The sequence below is a fragment of the Streptococcus sp. 544 genome (assembly GCF_013277385.1).
Classification (GTDB): domain Bacteria; phylum Bacillota; class Bacilli; order Lactobacillales; family Streptococcaceae; genus Streptococcus; species Streptococcus mitis_BA.
In genome coordinates this window covers 33,730-52,146 of sequence record NZ_VMMU01000005.1, presented here as the reverse complement: position 1 = coordinate 52,146, position 18,417 = coordinate 33,730, and the positions used below count along the sequence as shown (strand labels likewise).

At 43.0% G+C, this 18,417-nt stretch carries 21 protein-coding genes; 19 read left to right on the top strand and 2 right to left on the bottom strand.

Features of this window, described 5'->3' with window-relative positions:
• The first annotated feature begins 72 nt into the window (after nucleotides 1-72).
• The 12 genes from HT728_RS02585 (at nucleotide 73) to pflA (ending at nucleotide 11,742) form a co-directional block, all read left to right on the top strand.
• Nucleotides 73-2,103, top strand: a complete 2,031-nt coding sequence (locus HT728_RS02585) for a bacteriocin-associated integral membrane family protein (protein WP_173233608.1) — start codon at nucleotides 73-75, stop codon at nucleotides 2,101-2,103.
• A 1-nt stretch (nucleotide 2,104) separates the two neighbouring features.
• Nucleotides 2,105-2,746: an ABC transporter ATP-binding protein gene (locus tag HT728_RS02580; protein WP_173233606.1), complete on the top strand. Its 642-nt coding sequence runs from the start codon at nucleotides 2,105-2,107 to the stop codon at nucleotides 2,744-2,746.
• Nucleotides 2,739-3,047, top strand: a complete 309-nt coding sequence (locus tag HT728_RS02575) for a hypothetical protein (protein ID WP_000333263.1) — start codon at nucleotides 2,739-2,741, stop codon at nucleotides 3,045-3,047. The genes HT728_RS02580 and HT728_RS02575 overlap by 8 nt, the downstream gene beginning before the upstream one ends.
• A gap of 130 nt (nucleotides 3,048-3,177) precedes the next feature.
• Nucleotides 3,178-4,050: a 16S rRNA (adenine(1518)-N(6)/adenine(1519)-N(6))-dimethyltransferase RsmA gene (rsmA, locus tag HT728_RS02570; RefSeq protein WP_173233604.1), complete on the top strand. Its 873-nt coding sequence runs from the start codon at nucleotides 3,178-3,180 to the stop codon at nucleotides 4,048-4,050.
• A gap of 1 nt (nucleotide 4,051) precedes the next feature.
• Nucleotides 4,052-4,930, top strand: a complete 879-nt coding sequence (gene rsgA, locus HT728_RS02565; protein ID WP_173233602.1) for a ribosome small subunit-dependent GTPase A — start codon at nucleotides 4,052-4,054, stop codon at nucleotides 4,928-4,930.
• A gap of 10 nt (nucleotides 4,931-4,940) precedes the next feature.
• Nucleotides 4,941-5,597, top strand: coding sequence for a ribulose-phosphate 3-epimerase (gene rpe / locus HT728_RS02560; protein ID WP_173233600.1), 657 nt, complete (start codon nucleotides 4,941-4,943; stop codon nucleotides 5,595-5,597).
• A complete protein-coding gene (locus HT728_RS02555) occupies nucleotides 5,560-6,222 on the top strand; it encodes a thiamine diphosphokinase (protein ID WP_173233598.1) in 663 nt (220 codons plus the stop codon). The genes rpe and HT728_RS02555 overlap by 38 nt, the downstream gene beginning before the upstream one ends.
• Before the next feature lies 1 nt (nucleotide 6,223).
• Nucleotides 6,224-7,480, top strand: a complete 1,257-nt coding sequence (locus HT728_RS02550; RefSeq protein WP_173233596.1) for a DNA recombination protein RmuC — start codon at nucleotides 6,224-6,226, stop codon at nucleotides 7,478-7,480.
• Complete coding sequence (locus HT728_RS02545) at nucleotides 7,470-8,411, top strand: 3'-5' exoribonuclease YhaM family protein (RefSeq protein ID WP_173233593.1); 942 nt, start codon at nucleotides 7,470-7,472, stop codon at nucleotides 8,409-8,411. Before HT728_RS02550 ends, HT728_RS02545 begins: the two co-directional genes overlap by 11 nt.
• A gap of 266 nt (nucleotides 8,412-8,677) precedes the next feature.
• Nucleotides 8,678-9,505 carry a pur operon repressor gene (gene purR / locus HT728_RS02540; RefSeq protein WP_025169708.1) on the top strand — a complete coding sequence of 276 codons (828 nt, stop codon included), beginning with the start codon at nucleotides 8,678-8,680 and terminating at the stop codon, nucleotides 9,503-9,505.
• 66 nt (nucleotides 9,506-9,571) lie between these two features.
• Entirely contained in the window at nucleotides 9,572-10,822 is a 1,251-nt protein-coding gene (locus HT728_RS02535) for a diaminopimelate decarboxylase (protein ID WP_173233591.1), read from the top strand.
• Between the two features lie 125 nt (nucleotides 10,823-10,947).
• Nucleotides 10,948-11,742 (top strand): pyruvate formate-lyase-activating protein, encoded by a 795-nt coding sequence (gene pflA / locus HT728_RS02530; protein WP_057488220.1) that lies wholly within the window; start codon nucleotides 10,948-10,950, stop codon nucleotides 11,740-11,742.
• A 271-nt stretch (nucleotides 11,743-12,013) separates the two neighbouring features.
• Here the strand turns inward: pflA and yidC are convergent, their stop codons facing one another.
• Together yidC and HT728_RS02520 are read right to left on the bottom strand one after the other, a co-directional pair.
• Nucleotides 12,014-12,940 (bottom strand): membrane protein insertase YidC, encoded by a 927-nt coding sequence (yidC, locus tag HT728_RS02525; protein ID WP_173233589.1) that lies wholly within the window; start codon nucleotides 12,938-12,940, stop codon nucleotides 12,014-12,016.
• A 77-nt stretch (nucleotides 12,941-13,017) separates the two neighbouring features.
• The gene (locus tag HT728_RS02520) at nucleotides 13,018-13,296 is read right to left on the bottom strand and encodes an acylphosphatase (protein WP_001174612.1); all 279 of its coding nucleotides are present in this window, start codon (nucleotides 13,294-13,296) and stop codon (nucleotides 13,018-13,020) included.
• Between the two features lie 33 nt (nucleotides 13,297-13,329).
• On the opposite strand from HT728_RS02520, the gene HT728_RS02515 reads away from it, so the two are divergent.
• From HT728_RS02515 to HT728_RS02485, 7 genes are all read left to right on the top strand, one after another.
• Entirely contained in the window at nucleotides 13,330-14,070 is a 741-nt protein-coding gene (locus tag HT728_RS02515) for an RNA methyltransferase (protein WP_173233587.1), read from the top strand.
• A gap of 55 nt (nucleotides 14,071-14,125) precedes the next feature.
• Complete coding sequence (locus tag HT728_RS02510) at nucleotides 14,126-14,809, top strand: Bax inhibitor-1/YccA family protein (RefSeq protein WP_173233585.1); 684 nt, start codon at nucleotides 14,126-14,128, stop codon at nucleotides 14,807-14,809.
• Nucleotides 14,810-14,918: 109 nt separating this feature from the next.
• Nucleotides 14,919-15,911, top strand: coding sequence for an aspartate--ammonia ligase (gene asnA, locus HT728_RS02505; protein WP_000748003.1), 993 nt, complete (start codon nucleotides 14,919-14,921; stop codon nucleotides 15,909-15,911).
• A gap of 167 nt (nucleotides 15,912-16,078) precedes the next feature.
• Nucleotides 16,079-16,618, top strand: coding sequence for a 16S rRNA (guanine(966)-N(2))-methyltransferase RsmD (gene rsmD, locus HT728_RS02500; RefSeq protein ID WP_000706954.1), 540 nt, complete (start codon nucleotides 16,079-16,081; stop codon nucleotides 16,616-16,618).
• The gene (gene coaD, locus HT728_RS02495; RefSeq protein WP_057488225.1) at nucleotides 16,608-17,096 is read left to right on the top strand and encodes a pantetheine-phosphate adenylyltransferase; all 489 of its coding nucleotides are present in this window, start codon (nucleotides 16,608-16,610) and stop codon (nucleotides 17,094-17,096) included. The genes rsmD and coaD overlap by 11 nt, the downstream gene beginning before the upstream one ends.
• Complete coding sequence (locus HT728_RS02490; RefSeq protein WP_173233583.1) at nucleotides 17,080-18,117, top strand: SepM family pheromone-processing serine protease; 1,038 nt, start codon at nucleotides 17,080-17,082, stop codon at nucleotides 18,115-18,117. The genes coaD and HT728_RS02490 overlap by 17 nt, the downstream gene beginning before the upstream one ends.
• A 57-nt stretch (nucleotides 18,118-18,174) precedes the next feature.
• A complete protein-coding gene (locus HT728_RS02485) occupies nucleotides 18,175-18,405 on the top strand; it encodes a DUF1146 family protein (RefSeq protein WP_078156193.1) in 231 nt (76 codons plus the stop codon).
• Nucleotides 18,406-18,417 lie beyond the last annotated feature (12 nt).

Sequence of the window (18,417 nt, the reverse complement as noted above, 5' to 3'; positions counted from 1 at the left end):
TAAACTTCTTAACATTGCAGTGACTGTGGTCACCTTCTCACTAAGTGACCAAGTAACTTTTTGGAGGAAATGATGAAACGTTTATTTATTTTGATTTCAATGGTATTGGTATCGCTTTATATGGTGATAACTTCCGTTGACCATCGAGAAGAGATTTTATTTGGTAACTATCCTTCTGTTGATGTGACAGGAATGGTGATAAATCAACCAGTAGCTAGTCGCGAAGAGGTGACAGAGGCTTTGAGTCACTTGGCGGTAGAGCATAATAGTCTCATCGCCCGTCGGATTGTTGAGCCAAATGAAGCTGGAGAAACACGATTTACCTATGCCACCTATGGTGAGGGAGAGCTTCCAGAAGGTCTGACCATTTCCTCCAAGGAGAGTTCAGAAACGAGTGATTTATTAGGGTCTTACTTGATTGTGTCAGGAAGTTTGGATGGAGTGAGTTTACAGACCACCTTGAAAGAGCTTGGTTATCAAGGCTTTGTTTCGAATGGAGAAGATCCATTTTCGATAGTCTTACTATTGACGGCTACCCCTATGGTGCTACTGAGTCTAGCCATTTTTCTGCTGACCTTTATGAGTCTGACCCTGATTTATCGGATCAAGTCTCTTCGTCAGGCAGGGATTCGCTTAATCGCTGGTGAGAGCTTGTTTGGGGTGGCTCTCAGACCAGTGATAGAAGATGTGCGACAGCTTATCTGCTCAGTGCTGGTATCCAGTCTTTTGGGATTGGGGATTCTCTGGTATCAAGGTGCCTTGTTTATGGCAACGGTGCAACTGGTCATCATTGGTCTTTTGCTTTATGGATTGGCCTTGGTAGGGATTTCTACCTTATTAAGTGTCGTGTATCTACTTGGTTTACAGGAAAATAGTCTGGTGGATATATTGAAAGGGAAACTCCCTCTCAAACGTATGATGACATTGATGATGGTGGGGCAACTCTTGGCCATGCTGGTGGTCGGCTCGAGTGCGACTGCTCTCCTACCCCACTACCGTGAAATGCAAGAAATGGAGAGAGCTAGCGATAAATGGAGTCAGTCCTCAGATCGTTACCGTCTATCCTTTGGTTGGTCTAGTGCATTTGCCGATGAAGAAGGAATGCGTAAGGATAATCGTGAGTGGCAGACATTTACTGAAGAACGGTTAGCCAATACAGACTCTTTTTATATTATGAGCAATGTTGACAATTTCTCAGATGGAGCAGAAGTGGACCTAGATGGCAATCGTCTCAGTGACTACACACCGTCAGGGAATGTTATCTATGTCTCACCACGCTATCTGATAGAAGAAAAGATTACCGTTTCTTCAGAGTTTATGGACAAGATGCAAAACTTGTCTGAGGGAGAGTTTGGGCTGATCTTGCCTGAGAGCTTGCGAGAGCAGTTTGCCTACTACCAAGGATTATTTACAGATTACCTGCAAAGATTTTCATCTGAAAGTGTAGAGGCGACGAGTCAGAAACACTACCTTCCACAGCTAAGGCTAGCTTTTACAGAAACAGGACAGGAACGCTTCCTCTATAATGATGGGTACAAGACAACACGTCAGTACCTAAAAGATCCGATTATTGTAGTTCTAACGCCGCAAGCGACTGGAACAAGACCTGTTGCAGGGATGTTATGGGGAACTACGGCTAATAGTGCCTTGAAACTAGATCGATATGGAGACAGCATCACAGCTCTAAAAGAGCAAGGTCTGTATCACAAGGTCTCTTATTTGGTAAAAAGCCAGCTATTTTTTGCCAAGGTACTAAATGACAAACGGATGGAGTTCTACTCTCTCCTTATTGGGGCTATTTTGACTCTATCTACGGCTATCTTGTTATTTGATTCCATGAATCTTCTCTATTTTGAGCAGTTTAGACGGGAGATCATGATTAAACGTCTTTCTGGTATGACAATCTATGAGCTTCATGGCAAGTATTTACTGGCGCAAGGAGGAGTTCTCTTACTTGGCCTAATCCTATCTAGTATTTTGACAGGAAATGGCTTGATTAGCGCTCTAGTTGTAGCTTTGTTTGCGCTTAACGCCCTCGTGATTTTAGTAAGGCAGGACAAAAAAGAAGAAGCTGGTAGCATGGCAGTATTGAAAGGAAAATAAGATGATTGATATTCAAGGATTGGAAAAGAAGTTTAATGACCGCGCGATTTTCTCTGGTTTAAATCTCAATCTGGAGAAGGGCAAGGTTTATGCCTTAATCGGAAAGAGTGGAAGCGGAAAGACGACTCTGCTTAATATCTTAGGAAAGCTAGAAAAGATAGATGGTGGAAGGGTTCTCTATCAGGGGAAAGATTTAAAAACCATTCCCACTCGTGAGTATTTTCGAGACCAGATGGGCTATCTCTTTCAAAATTTTGGCCTCTTAGAAAACCAATCAATCAAAGAGAATTTGGATTTGGGCTTTGTCGGTCAGAAAATCTCAAAAGTAGAACGTTTGGAAAGGCAAGTGGAGGCTTTAGAAAAAGTTAATCTAGGGTATTTGGATCTAGAACAAAAAATTTATACTTTATCTGGGGGAGAGGCTCAGCGAATTGCCCTTGCGAAGACTATTTTGAAAAATCCACCCTTGATTTTGGCAGATGAACCAACAGCAGCTCTTGATCCTGAAAATTCAGAGGAGGTTATGAATCTCTTGGTGGACTTGAAAGATGAAAATCGAATGATCATCATTGCGACCCATAATCCCCTAGTCTGGAATAAGGCCGATGAAATCATTGATATGAGGGAGCTTGCTCATGTGTGAAAAAATCCGTATTCGCAGGGTATCTGATTATCCTAGTGCCAGAGGTGGTTTAGAAGATATTCTCATCATGGAAAATATGACCAATCATCTCCTTTTGGTTCAAATCCGAGTGAATGGGTATTTGCTTGATTTTGCTAGCATTGAAGGGCAAAGGCAAAAGCATTATCGTTTGAAAAATTTACCTCAAACGGTTGAACTGACAGTGGATGATGTGGAGGAGGATGTAGATTTGACCCTACCTGAAAATCGAAGTTATCAAGAAGCTGATTTTTTCGAACGGATGTTTCGAGAGAAACGATAAATCCACCTTTAAAGATTTTCAAGACTATCTTTCTTCATGAGGAAAGATAGTTTTTTGATATGATTTTCACCCCCAAAATACAAGGGGAATGTGTTACAATAGTAGTAACAGATAATAGAAAAGAGAACAGATGAGAATTGCAGATTATAGCGTGACCAAGGCAGTGCTGGAGCGTCACGGTTTTACCTTTAAAAAATCCTTCGGACAAAATTTCCTGACGGATACCAATATCCTTCAAAAAATCGTGGATACGGCTGAGATTGATGACCAGGTTAATGTTATCGAAATCGGGCCAGGGATTGGTGCCTTGACGGAGTTTTTGGCTGAGAGTGCAGCAGAGGTCATGGCCTTTGAGATTGACCACCGTTTGGTACCGATTTTGGCAGATACCCTGTGTGATTTTGATAATGTGACCGTGGTCAACGAGGATATTCTCAAGGTCGATTTGGCCCAACATATCCAGAATTTTAAAAATCCTGATTTGCCAATCAAGGTAGTGGCTAACTTACCCTACTACATCACGACGCCTATTCTCATGCACTTGATTGAAAGTGGCATTCCTTTTAGTGAGTTTGTGGTCATGATGCAAAAAGAGGTAGCTGACCGCATTTCCGCTCAACCAAATACCAAGGCGTATGGCAGTTTGTCAATCGCTGTGCAGTATTACATGACTGCCAAGGTTGCCTTTATCGTGCCTCGTATGGTCTTTGTGCCAGCACCAAATGTAGACTCAGCGATATTGAAAATGGTACGTCGTCCAGAGCCAGCCGTAGAAGTAGAAGATGAGAACTTCTTCTTTAAGGTTTCCAAGGCTAGTTTTACCCATCGCCGCAAGACCTTATGGAACAATTTGACAGGTTACTTTGGCAAGACCGAGGAAGTCAAGGACAAGCTTACTAAGGCCTTGGACCAAGCAGGCTTGTCACCAAGTGTGCGTGGGGAAGCTCTCAGCTTGGAAGAATTTGCCAGCCTAGCAGATGCACTTAAAGGGCAAGGACTCTAAGATGCAGGGACAAATCATTAAAGCCTTGGCTGGGTTCTACTATGTGGAGAGTGATGGCCAGGTTTATCAAACACGCGCGCGTGGGAATTTCCGTAAAAAAGGGCATACTCCCTATGTTGGGGATTGGGTAGATTTCTCTGCCGAGGAAAATTCAGAGGGCTATATCCTTAAGATTCATGAACGGAAAAACAGTCTGGTCCGTCCGCCTATTGTCAATATTGACCAAGCTGTAGTAATCATGTCCGTCAAGGAACCTGATTTTAACAGCAATTTGCTGGATCGGTTCTTGGTTCTTTTGGAGCACAAGGGCATCCATCCCATCGTCTATATTTCCAAGATGGACCTACTGGAAGATAGAGGGGAACTGGATTTTTATGAACAGACTTATGGTGACATCGGCTATGAATTTGTGACCAGTAAAGAAGAACTTTTGCCTTTGTTAACAGGCAAGGTTACAGTCTTTATGGGGCAGACAGGTGTTGGTAAGTCAACCCTTCTCAATAAAATCGCACCAGATCTCAATCTTGAAACAGGAGAAATCTCAGACAGTCTGGGTCGTGGGCGCCACACTACTCGAGCTGTTAGTTTTTACAACCTTAATGGGGGCAAAATCGCGGATACACCAGGATTTTCATCCTTGGATTATGAAGTATCAACGGCGGAAGACCTCAATCAGGCCTTTCCAGAGATTGCTACTGTCAGTCGAGACTGCAAATTCCGCACTTGTACCCATACCCATGAGCCGTCTTGTGCTGTCAAGCCAGCTGTAGAAGAGGGTACCATTGCGTCCTTCCGTTTTGACAACTACCTGCAATTCCTTAGCGAAATTGAAAATCGCAGAGAAACCTATAAAAAAGTCAGCAAAAAAATTCCAAAATAAGGAGAAACCTATGTCTCAATACAAGATTGCTCCGTCAATTCTGGCAGCAGATTATGCCAACTTTGAACGTGAAATCAAACGCCTAGAAGCAACTGGGGCAGAATATGCACATATCGACATCATGGATGGTCATTTTGTACCGCAAATCAGTTTTGGTGCGGGTGTGGTCGAATCTCTTCGTCCTCATAGCAAGATGGTCTTTGACTGCCACTTGATGGTAGCTAATCCAGAGCATCATTTAGAGGATTTTGCGCGTGCAGGTGCGGATATCATCAGCATCCATGTGGAAGCAACACCTCATATTCATGGTGCCCTCCAAAAAATTCGTTCACTCGGTGTCAAGCCATCAGTTGTCATCAATCCTGGTACGCCTGTTGAAGCTATTAAGCACGTGCTTCACCTAGTTGACCAAGTTTTAGTCATGACAGTTAACCCTGGCTTCGGTGGTCAAGCCTTTCTGCCAGAAACCATGGATAAGGTCCGTGAGTTGGTTGCCTTTCGTGAGGAAAAAGGTTTGAAATTTGAGATTGAAGTTGATGGCGGGATTGATGATCAAACTATTGCCCAAGCCAAAGAAGCTGGTGCGACAGTTTTTGTAGCAGGTTCCTATGTCTTTAAGGGAGATGTCAATGAGCGAGTACAAACTCTCAGAAAACAACTGGACTAGGGTTGCCGTTTTTGCCGGTGGAGACCGCGGTCATTATCGGACGGACTTTGATAGTTTTGTCGGTGTGGATCGAGGCTCGCTCTGGGTCTTGGAAGAAAATTTGCCTCTCACTCTAGCAGTCGGAGATTTTGATTCTGTGACGGAAGAAGAGCGACAGGTGATTCAAAAACGTGCCCAGTATTTTGTCCAAGCGCGACCAGAAAAAGATGATACAGATTTGGAATTGGCTCTCTTGACTATCTTTAAGAACAATCCTCAGGCTCAGGTCACTATTTTCGGTGCTTTGGGTGGCCGTATTGACCATATGCTGGCCAATGTCTTTCTGCCTAGCAATCCCAAATTAGCACCCTATATGCGCCAGATAGAAATTGAGGATGGGCAAAACTTGATTGCCTATTGTCCGGAAGGGACCAGTCAGCTTGAACCCCGTTCAGACTATGACTACCTAGCCTTTATGCCAGTTCGGGATAGCCAGCTGACCATTCTCGGTGCCAAGTATGAGTTGACAGAGGAAAATTTTTTCTTTAAAAAAGTGTACGCTTCTAACGAATATATAGATAGGGAAGTGTCGGTGACTTGCCCAGATGGCTATGTGGTCGTGCTACATAGTAAGGACAGGAGGTAGGATGGAAAGTTTACTTGTTCTATTATTGATTGCCAACCTAGCTGGACTCTTTCTGATTTGGCAGAGGCAGTATAAGCAGGAAAAACATCTCAGCAAGAGCTTGGAGGATCAGGCAGATCACTTGTCAGACCAGTTGGATTACCGTTTTGAACAAGCCAGACAAGCCAGCCAGTTGGACCAAAAAGACTTGGAAGTAGCTGTCAGCGACCGTTTGCAAGAAGTGCGAATCGAATTGCACCAAGGTCTGACGCAAGTCCGTCAAGAAATGACAGAGAATCTCCTCCAAACCAGAGATAAGACAGACCAACGTCTCCAAGCCCTGCAGGAATCCAATGAGCAACGTTTGGAACAAATGCGCCAGACAGTCGAGGAAAAACTAGAAAAGACCTTACAGACACGCTTGCAGGCTTCCTTTGAGACAGTTTCCAAACAACTGGAGTCAGTCAATCGTGGCCTTGGAGAAATGCAGACAGTTGCCCGCGATGTCGGCGCCCTCAACAAGGTTCTCTCTGGAACCAAGACGCGAGGGATTCTGGGAGAATTGCAACTGGGGCAAATCATCGAAGACATCATGACCCCTGCTCAGTACGAACGAGAATACGCAACGGTTGAAAACTCTAGTGAACGAGTGGAGTATGCCATCAAGTTACCCGGACAAGGCGACCAGGAATATGTCTACTTACCGATTGACTCTAAGTTTCCACTGGCAGATTATTACCGCCTAGAAGAAGCCTATGAAGCAGGTGATAAGGATGAGATTGAACGCTGTCGCAAGTCACTCCTAGCAAGCGTCAAGCGCTTTGCCAAGGATATCAGGAACAAGTACATAGCACCACCTCGGACGACTAATTTTGGAGTTTTGTTTGTTCCGACAGAAGGTCTTTACTCAGAAATCGTCCGCAATCCTATCTTCTTTGATGATTTAAGACGGGAGGAGCAGATTATTGTCGCAGGTCCAAGTACCCTATCAGCCCTCCTCAATTCCCTATCAGTTGGCTTCAAAACTCTCAATATCCAAAAGAGTGCCGACCATATCAGCAAAACGCTTGCCAGCGTCAAGACCGAGTTTGGCAAGTTTGGTGGGATTTTGGTTAAGGCACAAAAACACCTCCAACATGCCTCTGGCAATATTGATGAATTATTAAACCGTCGCACCACAGCTATCGAGCGGACGCTCCGTCACATTGAGTTGTCAGAAGATGAGCCTACGCTTGAACTACTCCATTTCCAAGAAAATGAGGAAGAATATGAAGATTAGTCACATGAAAAAAGATGAGCTGTTTGAAGGCTTTTACCTAATCAAATCAGCTGACCTGAGGCAAACTCGAGCTGGGAAAAACTACCTAGCCTTTACCTTCCAAGATGATAGTGGCGAGATTGAAGGAAAACTCTGGGATGCCCAACCTCATAACATTGAGGCCTTTACCGCAGGTAAGGTTGTCCACATGAAAGGACGCCGAGAAGTTTATAACAATACCCCTCAAGTCAATCAAATTACTCTCCGCCTGCCTCAACCTGGTGAACCCAATGATCCGGCTGATTTCAAGGTCAAGTCGCCAGTTGATGTCAAGGAAATTCGTGACTATATGTCGCAAATGATTTTCAAAATCGAAAATCCTGTCTGGCAACGGATTGTCCGAAAGCTCTACACCAAGTATGATAAGGAATTTTACTCTTATCCAGCTGCCAAGACCAACCACCATGCCTTTGAAACGGGTTTGGCTTATCATACGGCAACCATGGTGCGCCTGGCCGATGCCATTAGCGAGGTCTATTCTCAGCTCAATAAGAGCCTGCTCTATGCGGGGATTATGTTGCATGACTTGGCTAAGGTCATTGAATTGACGGGACCAGACCAGACCGAGTACACAGTGCGAGGCAATCTTCTTGGACATATCGCTCTGATTGATAGTGAAATTACCAAGACAGTGATGGAACTCGGCATCGATGATACCAAGGAAGAAGTCGTTTTGCTTCGTCACGTCATTCTCAGTCACCACGGCTTACTTGAGTATGGAAGCCCAGTCCGTCCACGCATTATGGAGGCAGAGATTATCCATATGATTGACAATCTGGATGCTAGCATGATGATGATGTCAACAGCTCTGGCTTTGGTGGATAAAGGAGAGATGACCAATAAAATCTTCGCTATGGATAATCGTTCCTTCTATAAACCAGATTTAGATTAATAATTTAAGAAAAATGAGCATTTTTTAGGATAAGAATGTTCGTTTTTTTATGTGAATATGGTATAATAAGTAAAAGACAAAAATGAATACTCTTCGAAAATCTCTTCAAACTAGGGTAGTATCGCCTTGTCGTATGTATATATACATGTATATTACAGGGATTGTCGGTTCTATCGACAATCTCAAAACAGTGTTTTGAACCACCAGCGACCAGCTTTCTAGTTTGCTTTTTGATTTTTTGAATAAAAATGGAATAGGAAATAGAAATGAAATTAAGAAGAAGTGATCGGATGGTTGTCATTTCCAACTATTTGATTAATCATCCTTATAAACTAACTAGTCTCAATACTTTTGCTGAAAAGTATGAATCTGCTAAATCATCCATCTCAGAAGATATCGTGATTATCAAACGCGCCTTTGAAGAAATCGAAATTGGTCACATCCAGACAGTAACTGGTGCTGGCGGAGGTGTTATCTTTACACCGTCTATTTCGAGTCAGGATGCTAAGGAAATGGTTGAAGACTTGCGTGCCAAGTTGTCAGAAAGTGACCGTATCTTGCCAGGTGGTTACATCTACCTGTCCGATTTGCTTAGCACACCAGCCATCTTGAAAAATATTGGTCGCATTATTGCCAAGAGCTTTATGGACCAAAAAATTGATGCGGTTATGACAGTAGCGACTAAGGGTGTTCCACTTGCAAATGCAGTTGCCAATGTCCTCAATGTTCCCTTTGTTATTGTGCGCCGTGACTTGAAAATTACCGAAGGTTCAACAGTCAGCGTCAACTATGTTTCAGGTTCAAGTGGTGACCGCATTGAGAAAATGTTCCTTTCAAAACGTAGTCTCAAGGCAGGTAGCCGTGTCTTGATTGTGGATGACTTCTTGAAAGGTGGCGGAACGGTCAACGGGATGATTAGTCTCTTGCGTGAGTTTGATTCAGAATTAGCAGGTGTAGCCGTCTTTGCGGACAATGCTCAAGAAGAACGCGAAAAGCAGTTTGACTACAAGTCACTCTTGAAGGTAACCAATATTGATGTCAAGAACCAAGCCATCGATGTTGAGGTTGGTAATATCTTTGACGAAGATAAATAAGACATAGAACTAAAGGTTGGAACGATTGTCCCAGCCTTTCTTTGCAAATAGAATAGAAGGAAACTTATGAAAACACCATTTATCAATAAAGAAGACTTAGAAAAGATTGTTGACGAGTTCCCGACTCCCTTTCACTTGTATGATGAGAAGGGAATTCGTGAGAAGGCAAGAGCCGTCAACCAAGCCTTTTCGTGGAACAAGGGCTTTAAGGAATATTTTGCAGTTAAGGCTACTCCAACCCCAGCTATTTTAAAAATTCTTCAAGAGGAAGGTTGTGGAGTGGACTGCTCTAGTTATGTGGAGCTTTTGATGAGCCATAAACTGGATTTTCCAGGTTCTGAGATCATGTTCTCTTCAAACAATACGCCAGATAAGGAATATGCCTATGCGCGTGAATTGGGTGCGACCATTAACTTGGATGCATTTGAAGATATTGAACATCTGGAGCGTGCAGCAGGTATTCCAGAAATCATCTCTTGTCGTTACAATCCCGGAGGCGTTTTTGAACTGGGAACAGACATCATGGACAATCCTGGAGAAGCCAAGTTTGGCATGACCAAGGACCAGCTCTTTGAAGCTTTTGCCATCTTGGAGGAAAAAGGAGCTAAGACTTTTGGGATTCACTCCTTTCTAGCATCTAATACTGTGACTCATCTCTATTATCCAGAGTTGGCGCGTCAGCTCTTTGAATTGGCTGTTGAAATCAAGGAAAAGTTGGGCATTTCGCTAGACTTTATCAATCTTTCTGGCGGTATTGGTGTCAATTATCGTCCTGATCAGGAGCCAAATGATATTGCCTTGATTGGTGAGGGGGTTCGTAAGGTTTATGAAGAAGTTCTTACGCCAGCAGGTCTTGGTCAGGTCAAGATTTTCACCGAATTGGGTCGTTTTATGTTGGCACCTCACGGTGCTTTGGTCACAAGAGTCACTCATAAGAAGAAAACTTACCGTACCTATCTAGGTGTGGATGCATCAGCAGTCAACCTCATGCGTCCAGCTATGTACGGAGCCTACCACCATATTACTAACGTGACCCATCCAGATGGACCAGCTGAAGTGGTAGATGTGGTCGGCTCACTCTGCGAAAACAATGATAAATTTGCAGTGAATCGCGAACTGCCTCATACAGAAATCGGTGATTTGCTGGTCATTCATGATACAGGTGCCCACGGATTTTCAATGGGCTACCAGTACAACGCCAAACTTCGTTCTGCGGAAATCCTCTATACCGAAGAAGGCAAAGCCCGTCAAATCCGCCGTGCAGAGCGCCCTGAGGACTATTTTGCAACCCTGTATGGTTTTGATTTTGAAGAATAAAATGATAAGTAATTGAAAATGAAATTGAAAAACAGATTGCTTTCTAAAAAATAGGCAAAAATCTTGTTTTTCATTCAAGTCGTGATATAATAAAACTATAAAACGTTTTCAAGGAAGGTAACGATATGTCTGAAGAAACAATTGATTATGGACAAGTGACAGGAATGGTGCATTCGACAGAAAGCTTTGGGTCAGTAGATGGGCCTGGTATTCGCTTTATTGTCTTTTTGCAGGGCTGTCACATGCGTTGCCAGTATTGCCACAACCCGGACACTTGGGCTATGGAGTCCAATAAATCACGTGAACGGACGGTAGATGATGTTTTGACAGAGGCCTTGCGCTACCGCGGTTTCTGGGGAAATAAGGGCGGTATTACAGTCAGTGGAGGAGAAGCCCTCTTGCAGATTGATTTCCTGATTGCCCTCTTTACCAAGGCCAAAGAACACGGAATCCACTGTACCTTGGATACCTGTGCTCTTCCTTTCCGTAATAAACCACGTTACCTTGAGAAGTTTGACAAACTCATGGCCGTCACTGACTTGGTTCTCTTGGATATCAAGGAAATCAACGAAGAACAGCACAAGATTGTCACTAGCCAAACCAATAAAAACATCCTGGCCTGTGCCCAGTATCTATCAGATATTGGAAAACCTGTCTGGATTCGCCACGTGCTAGTTCCAGGCTTGACAGACAGAGATGATGACTTGATTGAACTTGGGAAGTTTGTCAAGACCCTTAAAAATGTTGATAAGTTTGAAATTCTGCCTTATCACACCATGGGAGAATTCAAATGGCGTGAATTGGGAATTCCATATTCACTCGAAGGGGTTAAACCACCAACAGCAGATCGCGTCAAGAACGCTAAACAACTCATGGATACCGAAAGTTACCAAGACTATATGAAACGTGTGCATGGATAAAAAAGAAGCCTGATGGGAACATCGGGCTTTTGATACTCAATGAAAATCAAAGAGCAAACTAGGAAGCTAGCCGCAGGCTGCTCAAAACATGGTTTTGAGGTTGTGGACAGAACTGACGAAGTTAGCTCAAAGCACTGTTTTGAGGTTGTGAATAGAACTGACGAAGTCAGTAACCATATATACGGCAAGGCGAAGCTGACGTGGTTTGAAGAGATTTTCGAAGAGTATGACTAGCAAAAAGACTTAGCAAACCAGCTAAGCCTTTTTCTTCTTATCTCGAACGTTGTTTTCCAGCGTTGCGATTTTTGTGTTTTTTCTTGCTTGTGATAGCAGTTGGTTGTTCAGGGGTAACGTCTTTTCGTCCACTTGGTGTAGAGAAAGCACTTGCTTTTGGTGGGTTCTTGGCCAGTTCTTCACGGACTTTTTTGCGAAGTTTTGGACGAACGATATAGTTGACGATAAACTGTTGGAGAATCATCATGAAACCACCGACAACCCAGTAAAGTGTGACACTGGCTGGTGAAATGAGGGAGAAGCCGGCAATCATGACTGGGCTCACGTAAGCCATTTTCTTGATTTGATCTCTTTGCGTTTCATCCTCTACTCCGTGAAGTGAAAGGAGTGATTGAAGATAGTAAAGGACACCAGCGCAGGCAGCTAAAATCATACTTGGAGAGCCTAGAGGAATGCCTAGGTAACTTGCTTGAGCAACCCCTTCAGTATGTTGGGCAGCAAAGTAAATTGCAGAGAAGAAAGGCATTTGAAGGAGGAGAGGGAAACATCCTACACCACCAAACATGCTGATGCCGTGCTCTTTTTGAGCAGCAAAGAGAGCTTGTTGGGCTTCGAGTTTTTCTTCTTGAGTAGTTGCTTCTTTGAGACGAGTTTGGTGTGGCTCAAGGACGTGCTTGAGGGCGTTCATCTTTTCAGAGTGAAGCGTTGCCTTCCATGATTGGTAGATACCAAGTGGCAAGATAATTAAGCGCACGATAATGGTTACGATGATGATAGCGACACCGAAGCCTAGACCTTGATTAGTAGCGAAGTACTTGATAGCTTCAGCCATAGGCGCTCCGATAGTATTCCAAATGACTCCTGTTGGCTGTCCTGTTGCTTTATCGACGCTAACACAGCCAGTCAAAACAAGCAACATAGCCACTCCCATAGCTGAGAGTGCAAAACGTTTAATAGATTTCACTGTTTTTATTCCTTCTTTAAAAATTATACCTTTCTATTCTACTGTTTTTTTACAAAATATACAATAGTTCTGGAGACCTAATTTGCGATTTTAAAGTCAGGGTAAGGAGGAAAGTTGCTCAGTTTGACATCTAAGTAGCTGACTTTTGAAAAAGGTGTGGGTCCTTTTCGGATTTCTTGGATAAATTTTGCCATGATAGCAGATGAGTCTGCTTGGGCTAAGATTTCCACTGTGCCATCGTCGTTATTCCATACTCGACCTGTGATGCCACCAATTTCAAGTGCCAAGCTGTAAACACCCCAACGAAAGCCGACTCCCTGTACCCTACCTTGGGCAATCATTCTAACCTTTTGCATACCAAACCCCTTTGATTGTGTTATAATATTTCTATGACTATTATAACCTCAAAAGCCAATTCTGTGGTAAAAAATGCCAAGAAATTACACCAAAAAAAATATCGCAAGTCTTCCTATTTGATTGAAGGCTGGCACTTGTTTGAAGAAGCTGTTCAAGCTGGAGTGACGATTGAGAAAATCTTTGCCCTAGAAAATTACCGAGATCAGTTAGCTGCCTTTCCGCAAACTGTCTGGGTGTCAGAGGATATTCTGCTAGATTTGGCGGATTCTCAGACTCCACAGGGAATCGTTGCCGTGGTTCAAAAAGAAGAAGTAGGACAAGCTGACTTTAGTCAGGGCAAGTTCTTATTTTTGGAAGATGTGCAAGATCCTGGTAATGTGGGAACGATCATTCGGACTGCGGATGCAGCAGGTTTTACTGGAGTAATTGTTTCAGAAAAGTCGGCAGATATATACAGTCTCAAGACCTTACGTTCTATGCAGGGCAGTCATTTCCATCTGCCTATTTACCGAATGTCTAGTCAAGCGCTTCTTAAGGAAACCAAAGAGGCAGGTATCCCAGTGCTGGCAACAACCCTATCTAAAGATTCTGTTGATTACAGAGAACTGCCTTCTATAGAAAATTTTGTACTAGTCATGGGAAATGAGGGGCAAGGAATTAGTCCCCTCATGGCTGAAAGTGCAGACCAGTTGGTCCACATTAGCATGAAGGGGCAGGCGGAGAGTTTGAATGTTGCGGTTGCGGCCGGTATTTTAATCTTCCATTTAAGCTAATTTTAACTTTTTTTGCTATAATCAAGGAAAGATGTTCATAGAAAAGGAGAAAAGGATGAATCACACTATTATACATGACCGTGCAGGTCTCAATCAATTTTACGCTAAAGTCTATGCCTTTGTTGGTCTGGGAATCGGACTATCTGCTTTGGTATCAGGCCTTATGTTGACGGTCTTTCAGTCTCAGTTGCTTTACTTTTTGATGCAGGGGCGTCTCTGGTTGACTATTGCTACTTTTGCGGAGTTGGCCTTGGTTTTCGTTGCCAGTAGTATGGCTTCAAAGAATAGTCCAGCGGCTCTTCCAGTATTTTTACTTTACTCAGTATTAAACGGCTTTACCCTTAGTTTTGTGGTGGCTTTCTATACTCCGGGTACAGTTTTATCTGCCTTTGTATCGAGCGCCCTTCTCTTCTTTGTCATGGCGGCAGTTGGTATCTTCACCAAGAAAGACTTGAGTGGCCTTGGTCGAGCAATGATGGCAGCTCTCATTGGTTTACTGATTGCTATGGTAGTCAATATTTTCTTGGCTAGCGGTTTCTTTGATTATATGATCAGCGTAGCCATGGTCTTGGTCTTCTCTGGGTTGATTGCTTGGGATAACCAAAAAATTCGCCTTGCCTATGAGCAATCACAAGGTCGTGTAGCGACAGGTTGGGTTGTGTCAATGGCTCTCAGTATCTATCTTGATTTTATCAATCTCTTCCTAAGTATTTTACGTATCTTCGGTCGTAATGACTAGAAGGTCCATGACATCAGTGTTCCAAGGAGCACTGATTTTTTATATTTTCTCTTTTCTTTTCTTGGAAATAGGTGTATAATGCTTTTAACTAATTTTTGAGGAGTAGCCTATGAAGAAAAGTTTTATCCACCAACAAGAAGAAATTTCCTTTGTCAAAAACACTTTTACCCAGTATTTGAAAGATAAGTTAGAAGTTGTAGAAGTTCAAGGTCCTATCTTGAGCAGGGTCGGCGACGGGATGCAGGACAACTTATCAGGTGTTGAGAATGCCGTATCGGTCAAGGTTCTCCAAATCCCTGATGCTACTTATGAAGTGGTGCACTCTCTTGCTAAATGGAAACGCCATACTTTGGCCCGTTTTGGTTTTGGTGAGGGAGAAGGTCTTTTTGTCCACATGAAGGCTCTTCGTCCAGACGAAGATTCGCTTGATGCGACCCACTCCGTTTATGTTGACCAGTGGGACTGGGAGAAGGTTATCCCAAATGGTAAACGCAATATCGCTTATCTAAAAGAAACAGTTGAGAAGATTTACAAGGCTATTCGTTTGACAGAGCTAGCTGTTGAAGCCCGCTATGACATCGAGTCAATCTTGCCAAAACAAATCACCTTTATCCACACAGAAGAGTTGGTAGAACGCTACCCAGACTTGACACCGAAAGAACGTGAAAATGCTATCTGTAAAGAATTTGGAGCCGTCTTTTTGATTGGTATCGGTGGCGAGTTGCCAGATGGTAAACCGCACGATGGACGTGCACCAGACTACGATGACTGGACAAGCGAGTCTGAAAATGGCTACAAGGGTCTAAATGGCGATATTCTTGTTTGGAATGAGTCTTTAGGTGGAGCCTTTGAGTTGTCTTCTATGGGGATTCGTGTAGATGAAGAAACGCTTCGCCGTCAGGTTGCCATCACAGGTGATGAAGACCGCTTAGAATTGGAATGGCACAAGGCTTTGTTGAACGGCCTATTCCCATTGACAATCGGTGGGGGAATTGGACAATCTCGGATGGCTATGTTTCTACTTCGCAAGAAACACATCGGAGAAGTGCAAACAAGTGTTTGGCCTCAAGAAGTCCGCGATACTTACGAAAATATTTTGTAGATAAGGATTTTAAAAGTTTCAAAATGATAAAAACGCATAATATCAGTTCAGTAAAGGTTGATGTTATGCGTTTTATTATAGACAGATTTTCTGAATTTTATCCTCGAATTTAGTACTAGCCAGCCTCTTCTTTCTCTTTTTGTCTATAATTTGGTATAATAAACGGTATGAAAATCGTATCAGGAATCTATGGGGGACGTCCCCTCAAGACACTAGAAGGCAAGACGACAAGACCTACTTCAGATAAGGTTAGGGGAGCTATTTTTAACATGATTGGTCCCTACTTTGAAGGGGGGCGAGTCTTGGACCTTTATGCAGGTAGTGGTGGTTTATCTATCGAGGCAGTATCGCGTGGCATGTCCAGCGCTGTTTTGGTGGAACGAGACCGTAAGGCTCAGGCTATCGTGGCTGAAAATATTCAGATGACCAAGGAAGTTGGAAAATTTCAACTCCTCAAGATGGATGCAGAAAGGGCATTGGAACAGGTATCTGGGGAATTCGATCTCATTTTCTTAGACCCTCCTTATGCCAAGGAACAAATCGTAGCAGATATTGAAAAAATGGCTGAGAGGGAGCTTTTTTCTGAAGATGTCATGGTCGTCTGTGAGACGGATAAAGCCGTTGAACTTCCAGAAGAAATTGCCTGCCTGGGCATCTGGAAGGAAAAAATTTATGGAATTAGTAAGGTGACAGTCTATGTCAGATAAGATTGGCTTATTCACAGGCTCATTTGATCCGATGACAAATGGGCATCTGGATATCATTGAACGGGCGAGCAGACTTTTTGATAAGCTCTATGTGGGTATTTTTTTTAATCCCCACAAACAAGGATTTCTCCCTATCGAAAATCGTAAACGAGGGCTAGAAACAGCTTTGAAACATTTGGAAAATGTTGAAGTTGTGTCTTCTCATGATGAATTGGTGGTTGATGTTGCGAAAAGACTGGGGGCTACTTGCCTAGTGAGAGGTTTGAGGAATGCGTCGGATTTGCAATATGAAGCCAGTTTTGATTACTACAACCATCAGCTGTCTCCTGATATAGAGACTATTTATTTACATAGCCGACCTGAACATCTCTATCTCAGTTCATCAGGTGTTAGAGAGCTATTGAAGTTTGGTCAGGATGTTGCTTGCTATGTTCCTGAGAGTATTTTGGAGGAAATAAGAAATGAAAAAAAAGATTAGATGGCCCTTATATGTCATTGCGGCCTTGATTGTGACCTTCTTGGCATTTGTAGTGCCTTTGCCCTACTATATAGAGGTTCCAGGTGGTTCGGAAGATATTCGCCAAGTCCTTAAAGTAAATGACAGAGAAGATCAGGCGGCTGGTGCCTATCACTTTGTTACGGTTGGTGTCCAGCATGCCACTTTAGCCCATATGGTTTATGCTTGGTTGACGCCTTTTACAGATATTCGTAGTGCCCAGGAGACCACAGGTGGAACTTCCGATGTTGAATTTATGCGGATCAATCAATTCTACATGCAAACATCGCAAAATATGGCCAAGTATCAAGGTCTAAAAACAGCTGGTAAGGATATCGAACTCAAGTATTTTGGGGTTTATGTCTTGAATGTGACGGATAATTCAACCTTTAAAGGGATTCTCAATATCTCTGATACGGTCACAGCAGTCAATGATCAGACCTTTGATAGTTCTAAAGACTTGATTGATTACGTCAGTTCTCAAAAATTAGGGGACTCCGTCAAGGTCACCTATGAAGAGGATGGGCAAACCAAGTCTGCAGAAGGAAAGATTATCAGCTTGGAAAATGGAAAAAATGGGATTGGAATCGGCTTGATTGATCGTACAGAGGTAATCAGCAATGTCCCAATTAGTTTTTCAACAGCTGGTATTGGCGGTCCAAGTGCTGGCCTCATGTTTAGTCTAGCTATCTATACTCAAATAGCTCACCCAGGTCTTCGTAATGGTCGTATTGTTGCCGGTACAGGTACCATTGACCGCGATGGCAATGTGGGGGATATTGGTGGTATTGACAAGAAAGTTGTAGCTTCGGCTAGAGCAGGTGCCGCTATTTTCTTTGCCCCTGATAACCCTGTTAGCGAAGAAGAACAAAAAGCACACCCGGATGCAAAAAACAACTACCAAACAGCCCTAGAAGCAGCCAAAACAATCAAGACAGATATGAAAATCGTGCCTGTTAAAACCCTACAAGATGCAATTGATTACTTGAAAAACAATCCCTAGTTTTTAAGTGAAGTTTCCAAACTAGCGCACAAACAGAGAAGATGGTATAATAGTCAAATGGTTCAATTATTATTCACTCTAAGCAGTCACATGCTCTTTATTTATGTGAGTTTTTACCTTTTAAAGAATCTTGTTAGATGGGAAAAGGTTTTAAAAGTGACAACTGAGAATACAGGAAAAGTTCGTTTACTAGTAGCCTTTTTCAGCATTGTCATGGGCTATATCATGAGTTCTTTCTTTATCGGCCTATATCAGTTGTGGCAAGAAGCGCTTAGAGGATTATTATAAAATCAAATGTAA